This window comes from Nitrospiria bacterium, assembly GCA_035498035.1.
Taxonomy (GTDB): Bacteria; Nitrospirota; Nitrospiria; order JACQBZ01; family JACQBZ01; genus JACQBZ01.
On record DATKAN010000025.1, the window covers coordinates 75,725 to 96,856 of the forward strand.

At 59.3% G+C, this 21,132-nt stretch carries 19 protein-coding genes; 4 read left to right on the forward strand and 15 right to left on the reverse strand.

Annotated features, from left to right (window positions below):
- Positions 1-59 precede the first annotated feature (59 nt).
- From VMN77_04760 to VMN77_04795, 8 genes are all read right to left on the reverse strand, one after another.
- On the reverse strand, positions 60-1,181 hold the full coding sequence (locus tag VMN77_04760; protein HTN43091.1) for an ABC transporter permease: 1,122 nt from the start codon (positions 1,179-1,181) through the stop codon (positions 60-62).
- Between the two features lie 56 nt (positions 1,182-1,237).
- Positions 1,238-1,948 carry a TetR/AcrR family transcriptional regulator gene (locus VMN77_04765; protein ID HTN43092.1) on the reverse strand — a complete coding sequence of 237 codons (711 nt, stop codon included), beginning with the start codon at positions 1,946-1,948 and terminating at the stop codon, positions 1,238-1,240.
- Between the two features lie 101 nt (positions 1,949-2,049).
- On the reverse strand, positions 2,050-4,167 hold the full coding sequence (locus tag VMN77_04770; protein HTN43093.1) for an EAL domain-containing protein: 2,118 nt from the start codon (positions 4,165-4,167) through the stop codon (positions 2,050-2,052).
- Between the two features lie 121 nt (positions 4,168-4,288).
- Positions 4,289-6,322, reverse strand: coding sequence for a TonB-dependent receptor (locus tag VMN77_04775; GenBank protein HTN43094.1), 2,034 nt, complete (start codon positions 6,320-6,322; stop codon positions 4,289-4,291).
- On the reverse strand, positions 6,319-8,049 hold the full coding sequence (locus VMN77_04780; protein ID HTN43095.1) for an EAL domain-containing protein: 1,731 nt from the start codon (positions 8,047-8,049) through the stop codon (positions 6,319-6,321). The genes VMN77_04775 and VMN77_04780 overlap by 4 nt, the downstream gene beginning before the upstream one ends.
- A gap of 6 nt (positions 8,050-8,055) precedes the next feature.
- The gene (locus VMN77_04785; protein ID HTN43096.1) at positions 8,056-8,499 is read right to left on the reverse strand and encodes a response regulator; all 444 of its coding nucleotides are present in this window, start codon (positions 8,497-8,499) and stop codon (positions 8,056-8,058) included.
- 37 nt (positions 8,500-8,536) lie between these two features.
- Positions 8,537-10,789 (reverse strand): PAS domain S-box protein, encoded by a 2,253-nt coding sequence (locus tag VMN77_04790; protein HTN43097.1) that lies wholly within the window; start codon positions 10,787-10,789, stop codon positions 8,537-8,539.
- 16 nt (positions 10,790-10,805) lie between these two features.
- On the reverse strand, positions 10,806-11,324 hold the full coding sequence (locus tag VMN77_04795) for a YfiR family protein (GenBank protein HTN43098.1): 519 nt from the start codon (positions 11,322-11,324) through the stop codon (positions 10,806-10,808).
- 602 nt (positions 11,325-11,926) lie between these two features.
- Between VMN77_04795 and VMN77_04800 the strand changes: the two genes are divergently transcribed.
- The 4 genes from VMN77_04800 (at position 11,927) to aat (ending at position 15,449) form a co-directional block, all read left to right on the forward strand.
- Complete coding sequence (locus VMN77_04800) at positions 11,927-13,099, forward strand: Re/Si-specific NAD(P)(+) transhydrogenase subunit alpha (protein HTN43099.1); 1,173 nt, start codon at positions 11,927-11,929, stop codon at positions 13,097-13,099.
- A 98-nt stretch (positions 13,100-13,197) separates the two neighbouring features.
- Positions 13,198-13,488 carry an NAD(P) transhydrogenase subunit alpha gene (locus VMN77_04805; protein ID HTN43100.1) on the forward strand — a complete coding sequence of 97 codons (291 nt, stop codon included), beginning with the start codon at positions 13,198-13,200 and terminating at the stop codon, positions 13,486-13,488.
- Entirely contained in the window at positions 13,485-14,867 is a 1,383-nt protein-coding gene (locus tag VMN77_04810) for an NAD(P)(+) transhydrogenase (Re/Si-specific) subunit beta (protein HTN43101.1), read from the forward strand. The genes VMN77_04805 and VMN77_04810 overlap by 4 nt, the downstream gene beginning before the upstream one ends.
- 3 nt (positions 14,868-14,870) lie before the next feature.
- Positions 14,871-15,449 (forward strand): leucyl/phenylalanyl-tRNA--protein transferase, encoded by a 579-nt coding sequence (gene aat / locus VMN77_04815; GenBank protein HTN43102.1) that lies wholly within the window; start codon positions 14,871-14,873, stop codon positions 15,447-15,449.
- Here the strand turns inward: aat and VMN77_04820 are convergent.
- From VMN77_04820 to aroA, 7 genes are all read right to left on the reverse strand, one after another.
- Positions 15,446-15,724 carry an integration host factor subunit beta gene (locus VMN77_04820; protein HTN43103.1) on the reverse strand — a complete coding sequence of 93 codons (279 nt, stop codon included), beginning with the start codon at positions 15,722-15,724 and terminating at the stop codon, positions 15,446-15,448. The two genes, aat and VMN77_04820, sit on opposite strands and share 4 nt — an antisense overlap.
- Positions 15,725-15,762: 38 nt before the next feature.
- Entirely contained in the window at positions 15,763-16,644 is an 882-nt protein-coding gene (gene sppA, locus VMN77_04825) for a signal peptide peptidase SppA (GenBank protein ID HTN43104.1), read from the reverse strand.
- A 14-nt stretch (positions 16,645-16,658) separates the two neighbouring features.
- Positions 16,659-17,462 carry a S1 RNA-binding domain-containing protein gene (locus tag VMN77_04830; protein ID HTN43105.1) on the reverse strand — a complete coding sequence of 268 codons (804 nt, stop codon included), beginning with the start codon at positions 17,460-17,462 and terminating at the stop codon, positions 16,659-16,661.
- 21 nt (positions 17,463-17,483) lie between these two features.
- Positions 17,484-18,314, reverse strand: coding sequence for a S1 RNA-binding domain-containing protein (locus tag VMN77_04835; GenBank protein ID HTN43106.1), 831 nt, complete (start codon positions 18,312-18,314; stop codon positions 17,484-17,486).
- A gap of 99 nt (positions 18,315-18,413) precedes the next feature.
- Positions 18,414-19,088, reverse strand: a complete 675-nt coding sequence (locus VMN77_04840) for a lysophospholipid acyltransferase family protein (GenBank protein ID HTN43107.1) — start codon at positions 19,086-19,088, stop codon at positions 18,414-18,416.
- Position 19,089: 1 nt separating this feature from the next.
- Entirely contained in the window at positions 19,090-19,824 is a 735-nt protein-coding gene (cmk, locus tag VMN77_04845; protein ID HTN43108.1) for a (d)CMP kinase, read from the reverse strand.
- 11 nt (positions 19,825-19,835) lie between these two features.
- Positions 19,836-21,131 (reverse strand): 3-phosphoshikimate 1-carboxyvinyltransferase, encoded by a 1,296-nt coding sequence (gene aroA / locus VMN77_04850; protein HTN43109.1) that lies wholly within the window; start codon positions 21,129-21,131, stop codon positions 19,836-19,838.
- Position 21,132: the final 1 nt, after the last annotated feature.

Genomic DNA, 21,132 nt, shown 5'->3' on the forward strand with positions numbered 1-21,132 from the left:
CCAAGTCGGGTATCCCCAAAGCGGCGCCGAGGCCGCCGTTCGGAGCCGTGCCGGCCGCTTCATACCCGGAACACCATCACGGGATCGAGCGTCCTCACCTTCCGGATCGACACGATCGAGGCCGAAAGACACATCGCCAGCGTGAGCAACGAGACGGCGCCCATCAACGGCGGAGGAATCAGCATGGCGATCCCCAGCGCGTCATAGCCCTTCTTGATCAGCAGCACCAGCCCCAGACCGACGATAAAACCGATGACCGCATTCACGGCCGCCTGCTCCAGAATAATTTTATAGATCGTCCAGTTCGTCGCCCCGATGGCCTTGAGCGTCCCGAACTCCCGAATATGCTCGATGGTGGAGGAATAGATTGTCTGGCTGACCACCACCATGCCGACCACGAAACCCACGAAGGCCGTCAGCAGAAACCCCATTCCCATGCCCGTGGCGACGGTCCAGTACCGGCGGGTCTTGGCGCTCAACCCGGCCTGCGTGTAGACATCCACGTTCTGAACGTGCTCCCGGATGCGCCGAGCGACCTCCTCAACCGATTGCCCGGGATCCGTTTTGATCAGAAGGAAAACCGGCTCACGGAAGTAAGGATTAAACAGCGCGGCCGTGTCGTAGGATGTGATCACGTAGGGCGCGGTCGTGATCGACTTGAGCCCCCGCGTCAACCCGACCACCTTGACGCGGTAATCGTTGATCTCGCGGACATCCCCCACCTTGAGACGGCCCAGGCGCTTGACCGAGGACTGATCCACGATCACGAACTCGCCCCCCTTCACGTCCGTCGGCCGGCCCTCCGCCAGACGCCAGGGAAAGCCGAAGGGTCCTTCGGGATCCAGTCCGAGGATCTCGACCTGCTCCGTCCCGCCGCTGAACAGCTTCATCACCCCCCAGGAGTGGATCATCTTTTCGACCTCGGCCACGCCCTTCACCTCTTTGACCTGCTCCAGCTTGCGCTCCGAGATCGGCCAGGCGAAATTGAAGTTCTGAAGATTTTTTGACGTGACCCAAATTTCGGCCGGGATCGACTGCACGATAAACGAGGCGTCCTGCATGAAGCCGAGATACACGCCGACGGTGGTGAAGATCAGGACGACCGAGAACGTGATGCCGATGAGGGTGATGGCGAAACGGGTCCGGTCGTGAAAAAGATTTTTTCGGGCGATCGAGGGCATGGGTGATACCCCGTGCGTTATGTAGGGGCGTATCGCGATACGCCCCTACGATCCGATTATTTTACGAAGAAACCGGTCGCAAACAATTTCATCAGGGTCTCTTTCGCCTCTTCCAGGGTATAGGGTTTCTCTTTTTTGAACAGGTTCGGATGGGTCTTGCGCAAGAGCCAGCCGAGAACGATGTTCTCGACCGCGCCGAACAGCAGGCCGCGCGCGATCTTGGCGTTGATGTCGCTTCGAATCAGCCCCCGGTCGATTCCCTCTTTTAAGACGGCCTCGAGCAGGTCGAGAAATTCCAGGATCACCGACATCGGCCGGTTGGAAAAACATTTTCCGCTCTGGCGGAGTTCCACCAGGAAGACCTCGGCCAGCATGGGATCGGCCTCGAAGAGATCCAGCACCGTCGTCAGCACCACGGCCAATTTTTGTATCGGGTCCCCGATCGGGTCGAGCTTCGTCCGCAAGGCCCGGAGGAGGTCCCGCCAGGTCTGATCAAAAATGGTGAGGATCAGATCGTCTTTGCTCTTGAAGTAGTTGTAGATCGTGCCCTCGGCCACGCGGGCCTCGCGCGCGATCACGGCCGTGCGGGCGCGGGAAAATCCGTAGCGGGCGAACACCTTGATCGCGGCCTTGAGGATAAGATCCTTGCGGTTAAGCGGGCGGCCGGCTCGCCCCGCGCGGGCGCGGGACGGGGGGGTCTCGGAGGACCGTGCATTTTTATTCTCCGCACGGGCCCCCGCGTATAAGTTGACGGATGGCCGGGCCATGGGAATCGGATCCGATGATGAGTGAGTAATCACTCATCATATTAAAGGGGTGGCCCGCCGTTGTCAAGGCGAAGGCCAGCCGAGTTCCGGGCGGAATGGCGCTAGGACGGATTGCTAACGGAGGTCGAGGATAAACCCCACGGCGATTCATGCAACCACCGCATGAGGTCGTCGGCAGGCATCGGTTTGCACATATAATAGCCCTGGGCGATATCACAGCCCAAGGTCTCCAGGCGGTCCCAAAGGTCCTTGTTCTCCAGGCCCTCCGCGACCGCCCGGAGACCCAGGTTGTGCGCGAGATCGATCGTGGAACGGACAATCACGGTATTATTCGGATTCCGGATCATGTTAACGATGAAGGACTTGTCGATCTTGATCGTGTCCACCGGAAGCTTTTGAAGATAGTCCAGCGAGGAGTAGCCGATTCCGAAGTCGTCAATCGAAAAATGAATGCCCATCCCGTGAAGCTTCATCAGCACGTCCAGGGCATGGACGGGATCGGACATGATGGCGCTCTCGGTGATCTCAAATTGCATCCAGTCGGGGTTCACCCCCGTCGATCGAAGTTGCTCGCCCACCTGAGTCGGCAGCTTCGGATCCAGCAGGTTTCTCGCCGATAGATTGACGGAAACCGTGAGTTCCATTCCGGCCTCCCGCCAGGCTTTACACTGTCGCATGCCGGCGGCCACGACCCACCGGGTGAGGGGATGGATCAGACCGGTCTGCTCCGCGGGCAGAATGAACTGATCCGGCGGGATCATCCCCCGGTGCGGATGGTTCCAGCGGACCAGGCCCTCGACCCCCATGATGTGTCGGGTCTTCATGTCGATCTTGGGCTGGTAGAACAGAGTAAGCTCGTTATGCTCGATGGCGAAATGCAGCTCGCCCATCAGGCCAAGACGCTGCGGGCTGTGTTTGTCCCGGGCGGGGTCGTATACGATGTAGGAGGCGCCGGTCTTCTTGGAGACATGCATCGCAACGTCCGCCCGCCGAAACAAAACCTCGGCCGACTCCCCGTGATCGGGATAAAGCGCAACCCCGATGCTCGCCTCGATCCGAACCGGAATGTTGTCAATCAAAAATGGATGATCCAACACGTTCAGTATTTTTTGAACCGCCAGGGCGATATCGCCCGAGTCCGCCAGATCGATCATCAAAACCGTAAATTCGTCCCCTCCCGGCCGCGCCACGATGTCACGGTCGTACATGGCGGTTCGCAACCTCTCACCGACCCGTTTTATGATCTCGTCGCCCCGGCCGTGTCCCAATGTATCATTGATCTCTCTAAAACGATTCAGGTTCATGACCAAAAGGGCTGTCCGTTTGTTTCCTTCGGCGCCGGTCCGTATCCTGCTGACCAAGCGATTGTAGAGCAGGCTGCGGTTTGGAAGACCGGTCAGCGTGTCATAATATGCCACCCGCTGCGCCATTTCTTCCGCCGCCCGGCGCTCGGTGATGTCCCTGAAATACCAAACTCGGCCATAGTACCTGTCATCCGCGCCGAACATGGGTGCGGAATGGCGGTCGACGACCCGCCCATCCGCCAGCGACAACTCCTCATGACTTCTTTCTTGCTTATGCTCGTACAGATACCTGACCCTCGCGAGAAAAGCTTCCGGATCCTTCATCTGACGAACGACAGACTGGAGCACGGGCTCATCGACTGCCGCCCGGACCATCTCCTCGGGGATGCCCCAAAGGTCGACAAATTGCTTGTTATAGGAAATGATTCTTGCCTCCTCGTCCACCACCAAGATCGCATCCGGTGAAGTCTCCTGCTGGGTCGAGAGAATGGCATTCCGGAATTTTAGTTCTTCCTCCGCCTGTCTGCGGGTCCGACGGATCTCCGCTTCCCGCAATTCCCGTTCCACCGCCGGCAGCAATCGTTGCAGATTGTATTTCATGACGCAGTCGTGCGCGCCGGCTTTCATGGCCTCCACCGCCACATCCTCGCCGATCACGCCGGACACGATGATGAACGGCAGGTCGAGCCCACTTTCTTGCAACAACTTCAAGGCCGCCGGTGCGCTGAACTGCGGAAGGTTATAATCACTGATCACGATATTCCACGCCTGTTCGGCGAGCGCCCCGCCCATGGTCTGCTCGGTGTCCACCCGCCGATAGACCGGTTCATACCCGCCGCGCCGAAGTTCATGAACCAACAACCCCGCGTCTTCTTCCGAATCTTCAACGATTAATACGCGAATGGATTTACTCATGGTTGTTTTTCCTGACCGTTTCTGAACGCCGCCCCCGGCGTTTTGCAGAGGGCGAGAAGGTCCGCCGATTTCGCCGCCAGGCAAAGGCGTGCCGCCGTGCGCGGCAAGAGGGTCGATCCACCTAAAACCTCCACGCAATCTTTCCGTAGACGCTGCGCTGAATTTCCACCCGAGTCGGGCTTGGAGGACCAAATTCCGGATGATGGTCGTGCAGAAGGTTTTGTCCGACGACGGAGAGTTCGAGGCTGCTGATCGGACGCCAGCCGATGCGGACGTCCAATTCATGGTAGCTCGGCACGGTTTCGGCCACCCCGGCATTGTTGACGTGCAATTCGTCCACCCAGCGCAGGCCGGCGTCGAGTTCCACGTTGTGTGGCAGATCCATGGAGGAACGCAGTGAGAACTGGTGTTCAGGGTCGCCCGTTTCATTGAGCGCATTATTGAAGTCCGTCTCGCCCGGCTTGACGCGAATGTGCTCCTTGAGAAGATTGTAACCGCCGTGCAACCGCCACCAATCAAGCACCTGGTAATTGGCGCTCAACTCGCCTCCGTACGTCTTGCCTTCGAGATTGTTTTCGAAGAAAAAGGGCAGGATCGTGACGGGAGTAAGGCTTGTGCTTCTTATTTGATCGTAATCGTTGTAGAAGGTCGATATGGAGGCGGAAACCTTCTGACCCAGTCGGGCCCGATAGCCCAGTTCATATGCGATCACCGTTTCGGAATCGAAGTCGGACCCCCCCTCCAGAAGGACGAGGTAAGGCGGCGCGGGCTCGGATAGGTCCCGGTCAATGCGGGAGGGCGTCCGAACCGCGCGGGATACGGCCGACCAGATCGTCTGTTGCTCGGTGGGTGTCCAAGCGAGCCGAACGTTGGGCTCCACTTCCAATCCGGTATAATCGTTGTGTTCGATCTTCGTCCCCAGCGTGAAGGACAGCTTCTCCAAAAGCGCAATTTCATCCTGCACAAATCCGCTGTATAGGTTGTGATCCAGAACCGACGGGAAAAAAGCCAGTCCGGGCGAGTTTCCAACCACATCATGGGTAAAGCGGTAACCGAGACCCCACACGAACCGGTGTCGCCCCAATCGGAAATTGTGCTGAAAATCGATGTCGACGGTGTCGAGGTCGTCCTGGAAGAGGCCGGCGGGCGCGAACGGGGTTGAATTAATCACAAGGGGGGGGGTCGGGTCCGCAAGATGCGTCCGATCGTAGTACAATTGCAGGCTCATATCGGAATCGTTCGAAAAAACGTGCGACCAGCGGCCCAGAATATTTCCGCCGCTGACCCCGGCTTGGTCTCCCGTCACCAAGTTTTCCTGGCCGCTGTAATAATCACCTTGCAGAGTGAGGTTATTGTTCGGAGAAGACTCGGAATCGATGCGGAACCCGCTCTGTCCCATCAGCCACGAGTCCGAGGCATTATCCCCATTGGCAAAGACTTCATCGCCCCGATTGAAATACTTGCCATAAACTCGATAATACACATCGGGAGCCAGCGTGCCGCCGTAACGCACGCCGGTAAAGCCCTCCAGCTGCGTTCCCCCGCCGGCTTCCAGGTAGGCCCCCTGCGTGTCTTTGGAGCTCTTGGTGGTAATGTTAATCACGCCATTGACCGCGTTGGCCCCCCAAAGCGTTCCCCCGGGACCGCTGATGACTTCGATGCGATCGATGTCTTCGAGCAAATAATCCTGACGGTCCCAGAAAACGCCGGAAAAAAGCGGCGTATACACGGTTCGCCCGTCCATCATGACCAGCAGTTTGTTGGCCAGATCGGTGTTGAATCCGCGCGCGCTGATGCCCCAGTCGTGGGAATTTTTCTGCGCCACTTCCAAATTGTCGGCCAACCGCAGCGCTTCCGGAATGCTCGACGCGCCGGAGCGGCGAATGTCCCAGTCCGTAATCACTTCCACCGATGCGGCTGCGCTGCTCAGGGGCTCCGGGCGTTTTGAGACCGAAGTGATCTCGATATTGGCCAGTTCTTCAAGGGTCATGTTGGAAAGGTCCCCAGAAGACACCGGCTCGCTCGCGGCGTCCTCCGCCCCGGCCGCGGAAACATCGATCGCGATCGATAGGACGAGGGCGCAACAAAGAAAAACGGCGGTCCCCCAATTCGCACCGGCGGCTGCCTCCCGGATGATTACGGAATTTTTTATCATCCGACCTCTCCAGACGCGGTCGGGCGTAAACCCCACGGCGACTCCCGCAACCATCGGGTGCAATCATCGGCGGGGATCGGCTTGGCCATGTAATAACCCTGCGCGGCGTCACAGCCCAGGGCCGCCAGTCGATCCCAGAGCTCTTTGTTCTCCACGCCCTCCGCAATTACCTGAAGACCCAGATTGTGGGCCAGGTCGATCGTGGATCGAACGATGACCGCATCGTTCTGATTTTCGATCATGTTGATGACAAACGATTTGTCGATCTTGATCGCGTCCACCGGCAATCGTTTGAGATAGGCCAGGGAGGAATAGCCGATTCCAAAATCGTCAATCGCAAACCGGATGCCCATCGTCCGAAGCCTCGTGATCGCTTCCAGCGCACGGGCCGGGTCGTTCATGATGGCGCTTTCGGTGATCTCCAATTCCAGCCGGTCCGCCTTCCCGCGCGTGGGCTGAAGGATCTCGGAGATCTGGTCGGGAAAGTGAGGATCATGAAGGTTGCGAGTCGATAAGTTCACCGACATCAAGAGGTTAATCCCGTCACGCTCCCAGGCCGCCTGCTGGCGTTGCGCCGTATTGAAGATCCACAGCGTCAGCGGCTTGATCAGCCCGGTCCGCTCCGCCGGCTCGATGAATTGATCCGGCGGGATGAACCCATGCTCGGGGTGCCGCCAGCGCACCAACGCCTCGACTCCGGTGACCCGGCGGGTCCTCAGGTCGATCTTCGGTTGGTAGTGCAGAAAAAGCTGGTCCCGATCGATGGCTTGACGCAATTCGCCGATGAGCGATAGTCGACGGGGGCTGTGCCGATCGTGTTGGGTGTCATAAAGAATGTAGCCGCTGCCGGCCGCCTTGGCCGCGTACATCGCCACATCGGCCCGCTGCATCAGGATGTTCGGATCCGCCCCGTGATCGGGGCAGAGCGCGATCCCGATGCCGGCTTCAACCGCGACGGGCAAATCTTCAATCACAAAGGGCGGCTCCAACACGTTCAGGATTTTTTGGGCCACCTGGGCCGCATGCTGGGAGGCCGCCAACGGCAGCATCACCGCGAACTCATCCCCTCCGAGGCGTGCGACGAGATCGGACGGCCTCAACGCGGCCTGCAGTCGTGACCCGACCTGCTGCAATAGAATATCGCCGCGATGATGCCCCAGGGTGTCGTTCACCTCTTTGAAGTGGTCCAGATCCATCAGGAGGAGGGCGACCGGATTTTTTGAGGCCGACCCTTCCGTGATCGTGCGCTGCAGCCGGTCGAGAAGCGAGGTCCGATTGGGAAGGCCGGTGAGGGGATCGTAATAGGCCAGGTAGCGGATCGTTTCTTCGGCCTGCCGATGCTCACGCCGCACCGCCGCCTCCTTCAGCTCCCGGTCGACCGCCGGAAGCAGCCGCTTGAGATTGCCCTTGATCACGTAGTCGTTTGCGCCGGCCTTCATCGAGGCCACCGCAGTATCTTCACCAATCGTCCCCGACACAAAAATGAAAGGCAAATCAAGCCCCCTCTCCCTCAATAACTTCAAGGCCGCCACGCCGTTGAAGTGCGGCATGGAGTAATCTCCGAAGACGATATCCCACACCTGTCGGTCGAGCGCAGCGCTCATGGTTTCGGGTGTCTCCACGCGTTCATAGGCCGGTTCGTAACCCCCGCGTCGCAGTTCCCGAACCAGCAACTCGGTATCGTTCACCGAATCCTCGACGATCAAAACACGTAGCGGAATGGCCATGGCCGGTTACCTTTCCTGCGGCGGAACTTCATTCAGGACGAGCCAGTACAACCCCAACTGCCGCACCGCTTCGATGAACTGAGCAAAATCCACCGGCTTGCGGATGTAACTGTTGGCGCCCCGACTGTAGCTCTGGAGCATGTCCTGTTCTTCCTTGGAGGAAGTCAAAACGACGATCGGCAACAGTTTCGTCTTCGGGTTTTCGCGAAGCTTTTTCAAAACCTCCAGTCCGTCCACTTTCGGCAGTTTCAGGTCGAGCAGAACCACGGAGACAATCTGGCCGTCGTCCTGGCCGACATGGGATTCCTGGCCCAGCAGAAGGTCGAGGGCTTCGGCGCCGTCGCGAGCCACCACCACTTCGTTCGCGATATTGTTTTTCTTCAGGGCCCGGAGCGTCAGGGCCTCGTCGTTTGGGTTGTCCTCGACCAGCATGATGACTTTTTTCTGCATTCTTCACCCCCCTGATGGATTTGCCGGAGAATACCGGCTACAACGTAAAGTAAAACGTCGCGCCTTTTTCAACCGCGCCCTCGGCCCAGATCTGCCCCCCGTGCCGATGGACAATTCGTTGCACCGTTGCCAGCCCTATCCCCGTTCCCGGAAATTCCGACACTGAATGCAAGCGCTGGAATGCCCCGAACAGCTTGTGCACATAGGCCATGTCAAAACCCGCCCCGTTGTCACGGACAAAATAGGCCGCCTTCCCGTTTTGCGACGTCCGGCCAAACTCGATACGGGCCTGCGGCTGTTTCCCCGTGTATTTCCAGGCATTGCCTATGAGGTTGTCCAATGCCACCCGAAGAAGCCGCTCATCTCCATCGGTCACAAGCCCTTTCGCGATCGAAATTTCGACTTCCCGAGCCGGGTGCCCTTTTCGCAGCATCTCGGTCACCGCCTCGGCCATCCGGCTCAAATCGACCGTCTCCCGGCGCATCTCGGACCGGGTGACGCGGGACAGGTTCAACAGATCGTCAATCAACTGCGCCATCTGCTGGCTGGCCCCCCGCACCTGCCGAAGGAATGTCCGCCCCCCCTCGTCCAATTTATCGGTGTAATCCTCGAGCAGGATCTGGCTGAAGCCGTCGATGTGGCGAAGGGGGGCGCGGAGGTCATGCGAAACGGAATAACTGAAGGCCTCCAGCTCTTTGTTGGCCGCTTCAAGCCGCATACTGAGTTTTGCTTTTTCTTCCTCGGCCCGCTTGCGCTCGGTGATGTCTCGGATCGCGCTGATCGCCACCGTGCCGTTCTCCGTCTCCAAGGGACTGAGACTGATCTCGACCGGGAACTCGCTGCCGTCTTTTCGCAATCCGGACAGCTCCAGTCCCATGGCCCGCACCCGGGGATCGGTAAAATACCCGGCCCGATGACCGACATGGGCTTTACGGAAGCGTTCAGGAACCAATATCTCGATGGACTGATTGAGCAACTCCTCCCTCTTATAACCGAACAGATCTTCGGTCCGATTATTTACGAGGACAACCCGGCCTTCGCGATCGGCAATCACGATCGCATCCGGCGCCGCTTCCAATAATCTCCGAAACTTGGTCTCGGCGAGTTTTCGCTCCGTGATATCCTCTGAGATGCCCAATAGAAAGAGCGGTTTCCCCGCCGCATCGGAGACCGGGATCTTCTTGGTATGCAGGGTTCGCGTGCCGTGGTAACGGGTTTGGATCGGCTCTTCCGGAATATCGACTAGCTTTCCGCCTTCAAGCACCTGCCGGTCCTTTTCCACAAAAAAATCGGCCTGCTCTTTCGGGAAAAAATCATAGTCGTTCTTCCCCATCAGGTCGGCGCGGGGAAAACCCAGGAGATCTTCGCCCGCCCGGTTAAATCGCATGAATCGGAGATCCTTCGCCTCCTTGACGAAGATCATGTTGGGAATGTTTTCGATGATGGAGCTCAGGAAATCCTCGGCGCGCCTCAACTCCTCTTCCCCCCGCTTCCGCTCGATAATTTCCTGTTGCAATTCCCGCGTCCGCTCATTCACTTTTTGTTCTAATTGACCGTGCGCCTTCTGCAATGCATCCTCCCGCACCTGGATTTGGGTGAGCATTTCATTAAACGTTTCAACCAGCCGGCCGACTTCATCCCGGCCGTCCGCAACGGCGCGAACGGAATAATTTTTTTCCTCGGAAACGGCCCGGGCCGTTCGGGCCAGTTGAAGGATGGGTTCCGAGATTCTCCTTTGAAGCCTGGACGAGATCCAATAAGCCGTCAACAGGGAAATCGCCAATACGCCGGCGACAATGGCCGCGTAACGCTTCAAACGATCCTCCATCTCTTTGAGATCCGATTGAATATAGACCGCGCCGATTTTCTGACCGTCCGATATGATCGGCTGCAATACAAACAAGGAACCCCCTTGGAATCGGTGACTCGCCTCCTGCTCGGTTATCCGTTCCGGGAGCCGAAAAACCGTCACGCCATCGCTCGGAACATATCGGGCGAACAATGTGCCTTCAGCCGTGTAAATTGCGGCGGACACGATTCGGGATCTTACCCGGAGCGCGGTCATGGTTTCCGTCGCGGCCTTCGGATCATTAAAGAGCAACGCAGAGACGGTATTGATGCCGATAATCTCCGCCTGGGATGAGAGGTTCTGGACCATGCCGTTCCGATAGGTTACGAATTCATACGTGATGAAACCCAGACTGGCCAACATCAGCGCGCACGTGCTGACCAGCATGCTGATCCGCATCATTTTATGACGGATAGGAAGATCTCGAAACGCGGTGAACAAGATTACTCCTTCATCCTTACGGACTCGTTACGATTCGGGCCAATTTCAACAGTTGAGAACTCGGCTTCAAGCCCGCCTTGTCGGTCGCGGTTCGGTTGACCGCAAATCGAACCCGGTTCCGATCAACGATCAATTGAATCATGCCGCCCTGTTCTGCAAACTGTCCGATATCGCTGACGGTCAGGACCGGCAGATGGTCGAGGCGTTCGATGATCTTGGCCATATTGTCTTTCTCCGAGTCGCTGATAAATAGAACGTTGCATGCCAGTGCGTCTTCGATTTTCGAATACCGCCTAACCGCGATCCTCTTTTCCTGAACGGTCTTCCCCGAAACGGTCTCATCCAGCGCTTTATCGAAAGGATCCCGCCCGAGTACCCCGATGACAAAAGGCTTATCACCCTCCGATGTTTCCGTCGGCCACTCCACAAATTTTGAGAAATTGTAGATGAAAGCCGCCTTCACCTGGTACTCGGTCGAGGTCAAGGTCTCGGCCCGAACGGACGCGATGCCGATGCCGAGGATTATCGACAACACGACGATCCACCTAAAACCGACCCGCGGGCCGGAAGACCACCCGCATTTAACTTGCTCAGGCGAGAGGTATGGGTGAATGAATCGACCTAAAATGGCCATGCGACCTTTCCATGAACGCTACGCGGAATTTCCAACGCACCGAATTCTGGATGCTGATTGTCCTAAAGATCCCGGCCCGCGAGCGAAATGTCGATCGGGTTGAGCTGCCCCGCAAGTCGCACGTCAGATGTAAAGTTAGCCGGAACACGCGTAGTGCGTTTGTGGCGGGCAGCACGTCCACGCGGCGCGCGACGGCGTCGAATTGAAAATGCTCGGGCAACTCCATCATGGAGAGAAATTTTTAAAAGAGGACTCTGCCATAAACCCATCCCCAAGCCGGAAATATACATACAAATACTTACAAATACTCTAATGAGGCCGCGCTAATTTAATACAACGCTGTGGATGGTGGCAGGACATTATTAAGTGTAACAAAGATTTATCGTCTGTCAAGGCGGGCGGAACCCCCTATCCTCCAGCGGGCGGTTTGAAGAACTCAAAAAAAATTAAAGTCTTGGGCGTGTTTGACCCCGGCGACACGGCACTGGTATAGTAATCCCTCGATGATCGTCGGAGTTCCCAAAGAAACCTTTCCGGGCGAGCGGCGTGTCGCACTCGTTCCGGCTGTCGTTCCCGTTCTCGTCCAAGTCGGATTCCAGGTCTTGATCGAAGCCGGGGCCGGCGAGGCGGCCGGTTTTTCGGACGGGACTTACCAAGAAAAAGGTGCGCGGATCGCCGCGAGCCGCGACGACCTGTTCCGCTCGGCCGATATCATCCTCCAGGTCCTCGGCCTCGGGGCCAACCCGGAGGCCGGCCGGGCCGACCTTAACCGGGTGCGCCCCGATCAGATCCTGGTAGGATTGCAGGATCCGCTTTCCTCCCCCCGGGCCGTAAAAGATCTGGCCGAACGGCGCGCCGTCGTGTTCGCTCTGGAACTCCTTCCACGAACCACCCGGGCGCAGAGCATGGACGTTTTGAGTTCGATGGCGACCATCGCCGGATACAAAGCGGTGCTTCTAGCGGCCGAGACGCTGCCCCGAATATTTCCGATGATGATGACGGCCGCCGGAACCGTCAATCCGGCCCGCGTCTTCGTGATCGGAGCGGGGGTGGCGGGACTGCAGGCGATCGCGACCGCACGCCGGCTGGGCGCGGTTGTGCAGGCCTACGATGTCCGCCCCGCCGTCAAAGAGCAGGTTCAGAGCGTGGGAGGGAAGTTCGTGGATTTGCCCCTGGACACCTCCGGCGCGGAGTCCGGGGGCGGCTACGCCAGGGTCATGGACGAATCGTTTTACCGCCGGCAGCGCGAGACCATGGCCCGCGTCGTGGCCGGAAGCGACGTCGTCCTCTGCACCGCGGCGATTCCCGGAAAACCCGCGCCGGTGCTGGTCACGGGGGAAATGGTTTCCGGCATGGCCGCCGGCTCGGTGATCGTCGATCTGGCCGCCGAGAACGGCGGCAATTGCGAACTGACGCAGCCCGGCCGGACCCTGACGGCCCACCGCGTGACGATTATCGGACCGGTCCGCCTGGCCGCGACGGTTCCCTATCATGCCAGCCAGTTGTACGCTAAAAACATCTCGACGTTTCTGACCCACATCGTAAAGGAAGGAAAGCTTCGCCCCGATCCCCAGGATGCCATCGTTTCCGAGACTCTGGTGGCCCGGGACGGAACGATCGTGCACCCGCGAATCCGGGAACTATTGGGACCGACGGCCGCATCGCCTCGGGGATAGTTACCCAGCGAGCAACGCGAGCGAGAGGGGGAGGTTCCATTCTGCCTTAGGCGGATGGAGGGGGCGACGCAAGCCCCTAATAATAGAAAGGATACCTGATGGATATTTCGATCGCATTGCTCACGATCTTCATGCTGGCCGCTTTTGTGGGCTATTTAGTGATATCGCGGGTCCCTCCGCTGCTTCACACGCCGCTCATGTCCGCCACCAACGCCATCTCGGCGATCTCGGTGGTGGGCGCGCTGGTCACGGCGGGGGGCGATTACGGCGCCGTGAGCACCGTCCTGGGATTCGTCGCCGTGGTCTCGGCCATGACCAATGTCGTGGGAGGATTTCTCATCACCGACCGGATGCTGAAGATGTTCAAGAAGGATAAAAAACGGCCATGACCGAAGGCGGCTTCATCCAATGGGCCTATCTGGTCGCTTCGGTCCTCTTCATCCTGGGGCTAAAGGATCTGAATTCCGCGAGGACCGCCCGTCGCGGGATGTTCCTGGCCGAGCTCGGCATGGCCCTGGCGATCGTGGGAACGCTCTTCCATCACGAAATCATCAGCTTCCGGTGGATCGTCGCCGGAATGGCGATCGGTTCCGTAATCGGGATCGGAATCGCGCTCTGGACGCCGATGACCGCCATGCCGCAGCGAACCGCACTGTCCCATGCCTTCGGGGCCTTGGCCGTGACCCTCGTCGGTATCTCCGAGTATTACCGTCACGGATCGGAACTCGGCTCGATCAAGATGACCGCGATCGGTTTTGAAGTGATGATGGGGGCCCTGACGGTCACCGGGAGCCTGATGGCCTTTGCGAAGCTTCAGGAACTGATCGTCGCGCAGATCTCTTTCAGGGGTCAAAATATATCGAACGTCGCGCTGTTCGGCCTCCTGGCGGCGCTCTGGTTCTTCCTCATCGCGGTCCCGGCCGCCACGCCCCTGTTCTATCTCTTGGTGGGTCTGGCCCTCGTGTTCGGAATCCTCCTGGTCCTTCCGATCGGCGCGGCGGACATGCCGGTGGTGATCTCTCTGCTGAATTCCTACGCCGGACTGGCGGCCGCGGCCACCGGCTTTGTCATCTCGAACGCCATTCTCATCATCGCCGGCACGCTGGACGGGGCCTCCGGTTTCGTGCTGTCGATATTAATGTGCAAGGCGATGAACCGCTCGCTCACCAACGTTCTTTTCGGCGGAGTGGGAATCGCGCCGGCGGCGGGTCCGACGGCCGACCAGGTTTACGGCGGCAAGGTGAAGGCGGCCACGGCCGAGGAGATCGCCATGTTGCTGGACACCGCCCGTCGCGTGGTGATCGTTCCGGGATACGGGATGGCCGTCTCCCAGGCCCAGCATGCCGTCCGTGACCTCGCCAACCTGCTGGAGAGTCGCGGCGCGGAGGTGGCGTTCGCGATCCATCCGGTCGCGGGACGGATGCCGGGCCATATGAACGTGCTGCTGGCCGAGGCCGACATCCCCTACGACAAGCTCAAGGAGATGGACGAGATCAATCCCGCGTTCGAGCAGACCGACGTCGCCCTGGTGATCGGCGCCAATGACGTGGTCAACCCGGTCGCGCGGACCGATCCGTCGAGCCCGATCGCCGGCATGCCGATCCTGAACGTGGACAAGGCGCGGACCGTGGTCGTGATCAAACGCAGCCTGAGCCCCGGTTTCGCCGGGATTCCCAATCCCCTGTTCGCCGCCGACAACACCCTGATGTACTTTGCCGATGGGAAGAAGGCGATTCTCGATCTGATCGCCGCGCTGAAGGCGGCATAAGGGATGTCGAAAACCATTCCGCCCGAACTGCTTGAAGAAGCCTACCGCCAAGGCATCTTTCCGATGGCGGATGAGGGCGGGCGGATCCGCTGGTACTCCCCCGATCCGCGTACGATCATCGATCTGGACCGGTTTCATATTTCTCGCCGACTGGCCCGGACGATCCGAAGCAAAAAGTTTGAGATCACGGTCGATCGCGATTTTGAACGCGTTATGCGAAGCTGTGCGAATCGAGAGGAGACCTGGATCAGCGACGAGATCGTGGCGGCCTACTCGGCCTTGCACCGCTTAGGAAAGGCCCATTCGATCGAGGCCTATTATGAAGGGAAACTGGCGGGGGGAATTTACGGCGTGAGTCTGGGCGGGGCGTTCATGGGGGAATCGATGTTCACGATCGTGCGCGACGCCTCGAAAGTCTCCCTCGCGTTCCTGGTCGGGCGCTTGAAGGAGCGGGGCTATGCGTTATTCGATGTCCAGTTCACGACGCCGCACCTAAAACGCTTCGGCGCGGTCGAGATTCCCCGTCGGGAATACCTCCGTCGGCTTGAAAAAGCGCTCGCCCTTCCCTGCCGGTTTGATTAACTGTTCACGATCTCTTTTAATTCTTTTCCGGCCTTGAAGAACGGCACCCGCTTGGCCGGGACGTGGACCTGCGTGCCGGTCTTGGGATTTCGCCCTTCCCGCATGCGCCGCTGTCGGAGTTTGAAGCTCCCGAAACCGCGGATCTCGATTTTATCCCCGTTGGCCAGCGACTGCCGGATGCTGTTGAAGATCGTGTTGACGATCATCTCGGTCTGACGTTTCGTGAGGTGGGTCACTTTCTGGGACATCGTTTCGATCAACTGGGCTTTGGTCATTTCTCCTCTCCTCGTGAGTGGAATTGGACAAGGATCCATTAAAACGCCATCAGGTATTTCAACGATACGCCGGTTTGGGGCAGTTGCATGCTGGGCAAGCGGCCCAGGAACTGGTCCCGGAACAGATCCAATAACGAGGTTCGTTTTCGGGATTCCACAATCCGGGGCTCCCCTTTGATTCCGACCAGATCGGCCGTAAGCCGGATCGTGTCCTGAAGATCGCCGATGTCGTCCACCAGCCCGAGCTGCTTGGCCTCCCGTCCGGTGAAGACGCGCCCGTCGGCCATCCGGCGAACCCGATCCTCCTCCAGCCCCCTCCCTTCGGCCACCGCTTGGATGAACTGGTCGTGGACATCGTCCATCAAACTTTGCAGGATCGCCCGCTCCTCCGGCTGCATCTTGCGGAAGGGAGAGCCGATGTCCTTGTTCCGGCCGCTCTTGATCACGACGCTCTCAACGCCGATCTTCTTGAACAAGCCCTCCACGTTGGCCAGCTCCATGATCACGCCGATGCTCCCGGTCAGCGTACCCGGACTGGCCACGATCCGGTTGGAGGCGCTGGCGATGTAATAACCGCCGGAGGCGGCCACCGTCCCCATCGAGACCACCACTTTCTTTTGACCCTCCTCGCGGATTTTTTTCACTTCTTCGTAGATTTCCTGGGAGGGAACGACCCCGCCCCCGGGACTGTCGATCCGGAGGATGATGGCCTTGATTCCGGAATTTTGATCGTAGCGATGGAGTTCTTCAATCGTGTCGGAGGAATCGAGGATGACGCCTTCGATTTTGATCAGGGCGATCCGGTCCCCGAGGAGGCCGCCGCCGGCCTGCATGACGGCGGCGGAATAGGTCATGATAAAGAAGAGGGCGGCCAGGACGGCCAACAGGATCAGGCCGACCATCAGCGGATGCTTTTTCATTTTCCAGCCCCGTCTTATTTCTTATCTTTTTTCTGGGCGCGTTCCTGCTCGCTCTTGTAGGCCTTGACGCTCAAGGCGATCTTGCGTTCCGGAATGTCCATCTTGATGATCTGGGCGCGAATGACATCGTTTACCTGCATGGCATCCCCGATCCGGGAGGACGGCTCGATGCCCGTTTCACTGACATGGATCAGCCCTTCCACCCCGTCCTCCAATTCGACGAAGACGCCGAAATCCGTCACCTTGACGACCCGGCACTTCACCACGTCGCCGACCCGGTATTTCTCGGCGATCCCGGTTTCCCACGGATCGGATTGAAGCTGCTTGTAGCCGAGGGAGAGGCGTTCCTTTTCCTTGTCCACTTTGAGAACCACCGCCTCGACCGCCTGGCCTTTCTTAAACAACTCGGAGGGATGGGTCAGGCGCTTGGTCCAAGACATGTCCGAAATATGGATCAGACCGTCGATCCCTTCTTCCAGTCCCACAAACGCCCCGAAGTCGGTCAGCCCCTTGATCTTGCCGGTGATCCGGCTCCCGACCGGATATTTGCCTTCGACCGCGCTCCACGGATTCGGCGTCACCTGCTTCATGCCCAGCGAGATCTTGCGATTCTCGCGGTCCACCATCAGGACGACCACCTCCACATGATCTCCGACCGAAACCAGTTTGGAGGGATGGCGAACCTCGTGGCTCCAGGACATCTCCGAGATATGAACCAGGCCCTCGATGCCGGCCTCGAGCTCCACGAAGGCGCCGTAATCCGTGATGCTCACGATTTTCCCTTTGAGCCGGGTCCCGACGGGGTATTTCTCCTCCACCCGTCCCCAGGGATCGGGCGTCTATTGCTTGAGTCCGAGGGAAACGCGGCCGGTTTCTTTGTCATATTTCAGGACGACCACGCCGATCCGGTCGCCCACCGACAGGATCTCGGAAGGATGGTTCACCCGCCCCCAGGACATATCCGTGATGTGGAGCAGACCGTCGATCCCGCCCAGATCGATGAAGGCCCCGTACTCCGTAATGTTCTTGACCATTCCATCGATGAGCTGCCCGTCCTCCAGCGTCGCCATGGCGGCGCGGCGTTTCTTGTCCCGCGACTCCTCCAACAGCACGCGACGGGAGACGACGATGTTTCCCCGGCGGTGGTTCATCTTGATAATCTTCATCGGAAAGGTTTTGCCGACCAGGGCGTCCAGGTCGCGCACCGGATGCAGGTCGATCTGCGAGCCCGGCAGAAAGGCCTTGACCCCGATGTCCACCATCATCCCGCCCTTGACTTTTGAGACCATCTTGCCATCGACGACCTCTCCTTTCTCGAAGGACTTCTCCAAGACTTCCCAAACCTTCATCTTGGCCGCCTTCTCCTTGGAAAGGATGAGGTTCCCCTCGTTGTCCTCGCGCTCTTCCAGATAAACCTGGATCCGTTCCCCGACCTTCAGGGCCGCGATCTCGGCCGAGCTGAATTCACCGGCGGGGATCAGCCCTTCGGATTTGTAGCCGATATCCACCACCACGCCGGCCTGTTGAACGGCCACCACCGTCCCCTCGACGACCCCTCCTTCCTTTAAATTTTTAAACGATTCCTCATAGAGGGCGTGCATATTCATCGGGAGCTCTTCGTTCGGCGCCCCTGCGGTCTTGGTGGTCGGTGCTTCTTCCGAAAACGTCATGCTGTCTTCATCCCCTTTCCGTTCGATTGGATTGTAATTAATTTCCTAACAAAAACTGAAAGCGCATTGTACTATACTTCTTCATGATTTGTCACTATTTTAATTATTTTCACCCTTCACGGTCGCATCCGGCACGGAATCGATTTTCGGTATCGGTTCACCCATGGCCTGAGCCTCCAATTTCACGATCTGCTCCATCACGGTCCGGCTGATCTGAAGATAAAGTTCCTTTCCGTCCCCCTTCCGGATTTGCTCCGTGAAATCAATCGGTTCACCGATGAACACCGTCACCGGATGGAGTCGAACCATCCAGGCGCCCACGGGGAGCGCCTTGTCGGTTCCGGCCACATAGACCGGAATCACCTTCGCACCGCTCTTGGCCACGATCATCCCGATCCCCGGCATCGGTTTCTGGAGGCGTCCACCGATACTCCGGCCGCCCTCCGGATACATCACCACGCAATGGCCCTGCTTAAGCCGTCGAACGGCTTCCATCAGTCCGATGCGGGAGCGATGCCCCTTTTCGATCGGGAAACCGTTCAGTTTCCGATACAGCCTTCCAACGAAGCGGCCGCGAAACAGGCTGGACTTCCCCATGAAATGAAGCGGACGGTCGATCATGGCGCCGAGAAGCGGGATATCCAGATAGCTGACATGATTCGGCGCGAACAGGACCGGTCCGGTCTGGGGGACGTGCTCCGCGCCGACCACACGCAGTCGCAACAGGAGCCGGCCCATGGTTTTCACGATCGCATGGGAGACCGCGTACAGCATCTCACCGGTCCACCGGACCGCGGGAGATCCTCACGGGCAAGCCCGTTTTCTGCTGTATCGCCTCCGCCATCGTCGAAACCACGTCTTCCAGTGTCTGGCCGGTCGAGTCGATACGGATCGCGTCTTCCGCCACCTTGAGCGGCGCGAGCTCCCGGCTGGAGTCTTTCAGATCCCGAGTGTCGATCTCCTGCCGGGTTTGGGTCAGATCGACCGTCATTCCCTGCTGACGGAGTTCCTCATACCGGCGCTTCACGCGGACCTCCGGAGAAGCGTTCAAGAAGAATTTCACCGTCGCTTCCGGAAACACCACCGTTCCGATATCGCGCCCCTCCACCACAATCCCGCCGCGCGCGCCAACTTCGCTCCCCATCCGACGCTGGATACCCAGCAAGCGACGGCGAACCGCCGCCACGACCGCCACGGCTGCGGCGGCCCGGCTCACGTCCGGGGTTCGGATCTCGCCCGTGATGTCGCGTCCGTCCAGATAAACCCTCATCCCTTCGCCGTCGGGCCGGACCGTCAATTCCAGCCGGGAGCATAACGATTCGAGGGCCTCTTCGTCCTGAACGCTCACCCCTTCCTTCAACGCCTTCCATCCCACCGCCCGGTAGAGGGCGCCCGTGTCCAGATAAAGGTAACCCAGCGTCTTTGCCAGTAATCGGGCGGCGCTGCTCTTGCCCGAGCCGGCCGGACCGTCGATCGCAATGATTAGGGGGGTTGTCGCGCGGGCCGCCATCCGCCTCCCCGTCATCCCGTCACGGATTTCAGGAGGGACGGGAAACCGGGAAAGGAGGTCTCGATCCATTCGGCCCCTTCCACCACGGTCTCGCCCTCGGCGACCAGACCGGCGATGGCCAGGGCCATCGCGATGCGGTGATCGTCCTCGCTCCGACACCGGGCCCCCGATAGCTTTCGGCCCCCGCGGATCACCAGCCCATCCGGCCGTTCCTTCAGGTCGACCCCCAGTTTGGAAAGCTCGCGGGCGATGGTCCGGATCCGGTCCGATTCCTTCACCCGAAGCTCCTCCGCCCCCTGCACGACGGTCTCGCCCTCCGCCACGGCCGCGGCGACGCACAGGATCGGGAATTCATCGATCGTCTTCGGCACGCTTTCGGGCCGAATCGAAATCCCCTTGAGCGGACGCGAACGCACCGCCAGATCCGCGACGGGTTCATGATTGACCTCGCGAAGGTTCTCGAGACGGATCTCGGCTCCCATTTCCGAGAGCAGTTCCAAAAGACCCGTGCGGGTCGGGTTGACGCCCACATGGCGGATCATGAGCTCCGAATCCTTCACGATCGTGGCCGCCACGATAAAAAAAGCGGCGGAAGAGAAATCCCCCGGAACCTCGATTTCACGGCCCGAGAATTCGGACGGCGGTTTCAGCGAAATCTCCAGGCCCTCGACCTCGACGGAAATCCCGAGCCCGCGGAACATCCGCTCGGTATGGTCGCGAGAGGGCAGGGGTTCGGCCAGGACGGTTCGGCCCTCGGCCAGCAATCCGGCCAGAAGCAGCGCGGACTTGACCTGCGCGCTGGCCACCGGCAACGCATAAGCGATGCCCTGCAGGCGCCTTCCACGGACGGCCAAGGGCGCCATGTTCCCGCCTTCGCGACCGTCGATTTCGGCCCCCATCCGCCGGAGCGGATCGACCACCCGCCGCATGGGTCGACGCCGCAACGATTCGTCCCCGGTCAGGACCGAAAAAAAATCCTGGCCGGCCAGGACGCCGGCCAAAAGCCTCAGCCCCGTGCCGGAATTTCCCAAATCCAACACCCCCGACGGTTCGGATAGGCCGCGAAGCCCTTTCCCCTCGATCCGCAAGGGGCCGCTGGCCGTTCGGCCTTCCTGGATGGAAACACCCATCGAACGGAAGGCCGAAGCGGTATGCAGACAGTCGTCGGAAGGCAGGTAGCCCTTGACCACCGTCGTCCCGCGAGCGAGGGAACCCAGGATGATCGCCCGGTGGGTGATCGATTTATCCCCGGGCACCGTGATCGTCCCATGAATCCCCCGGCTTTTCCTGACCGCGATCGATTTCATT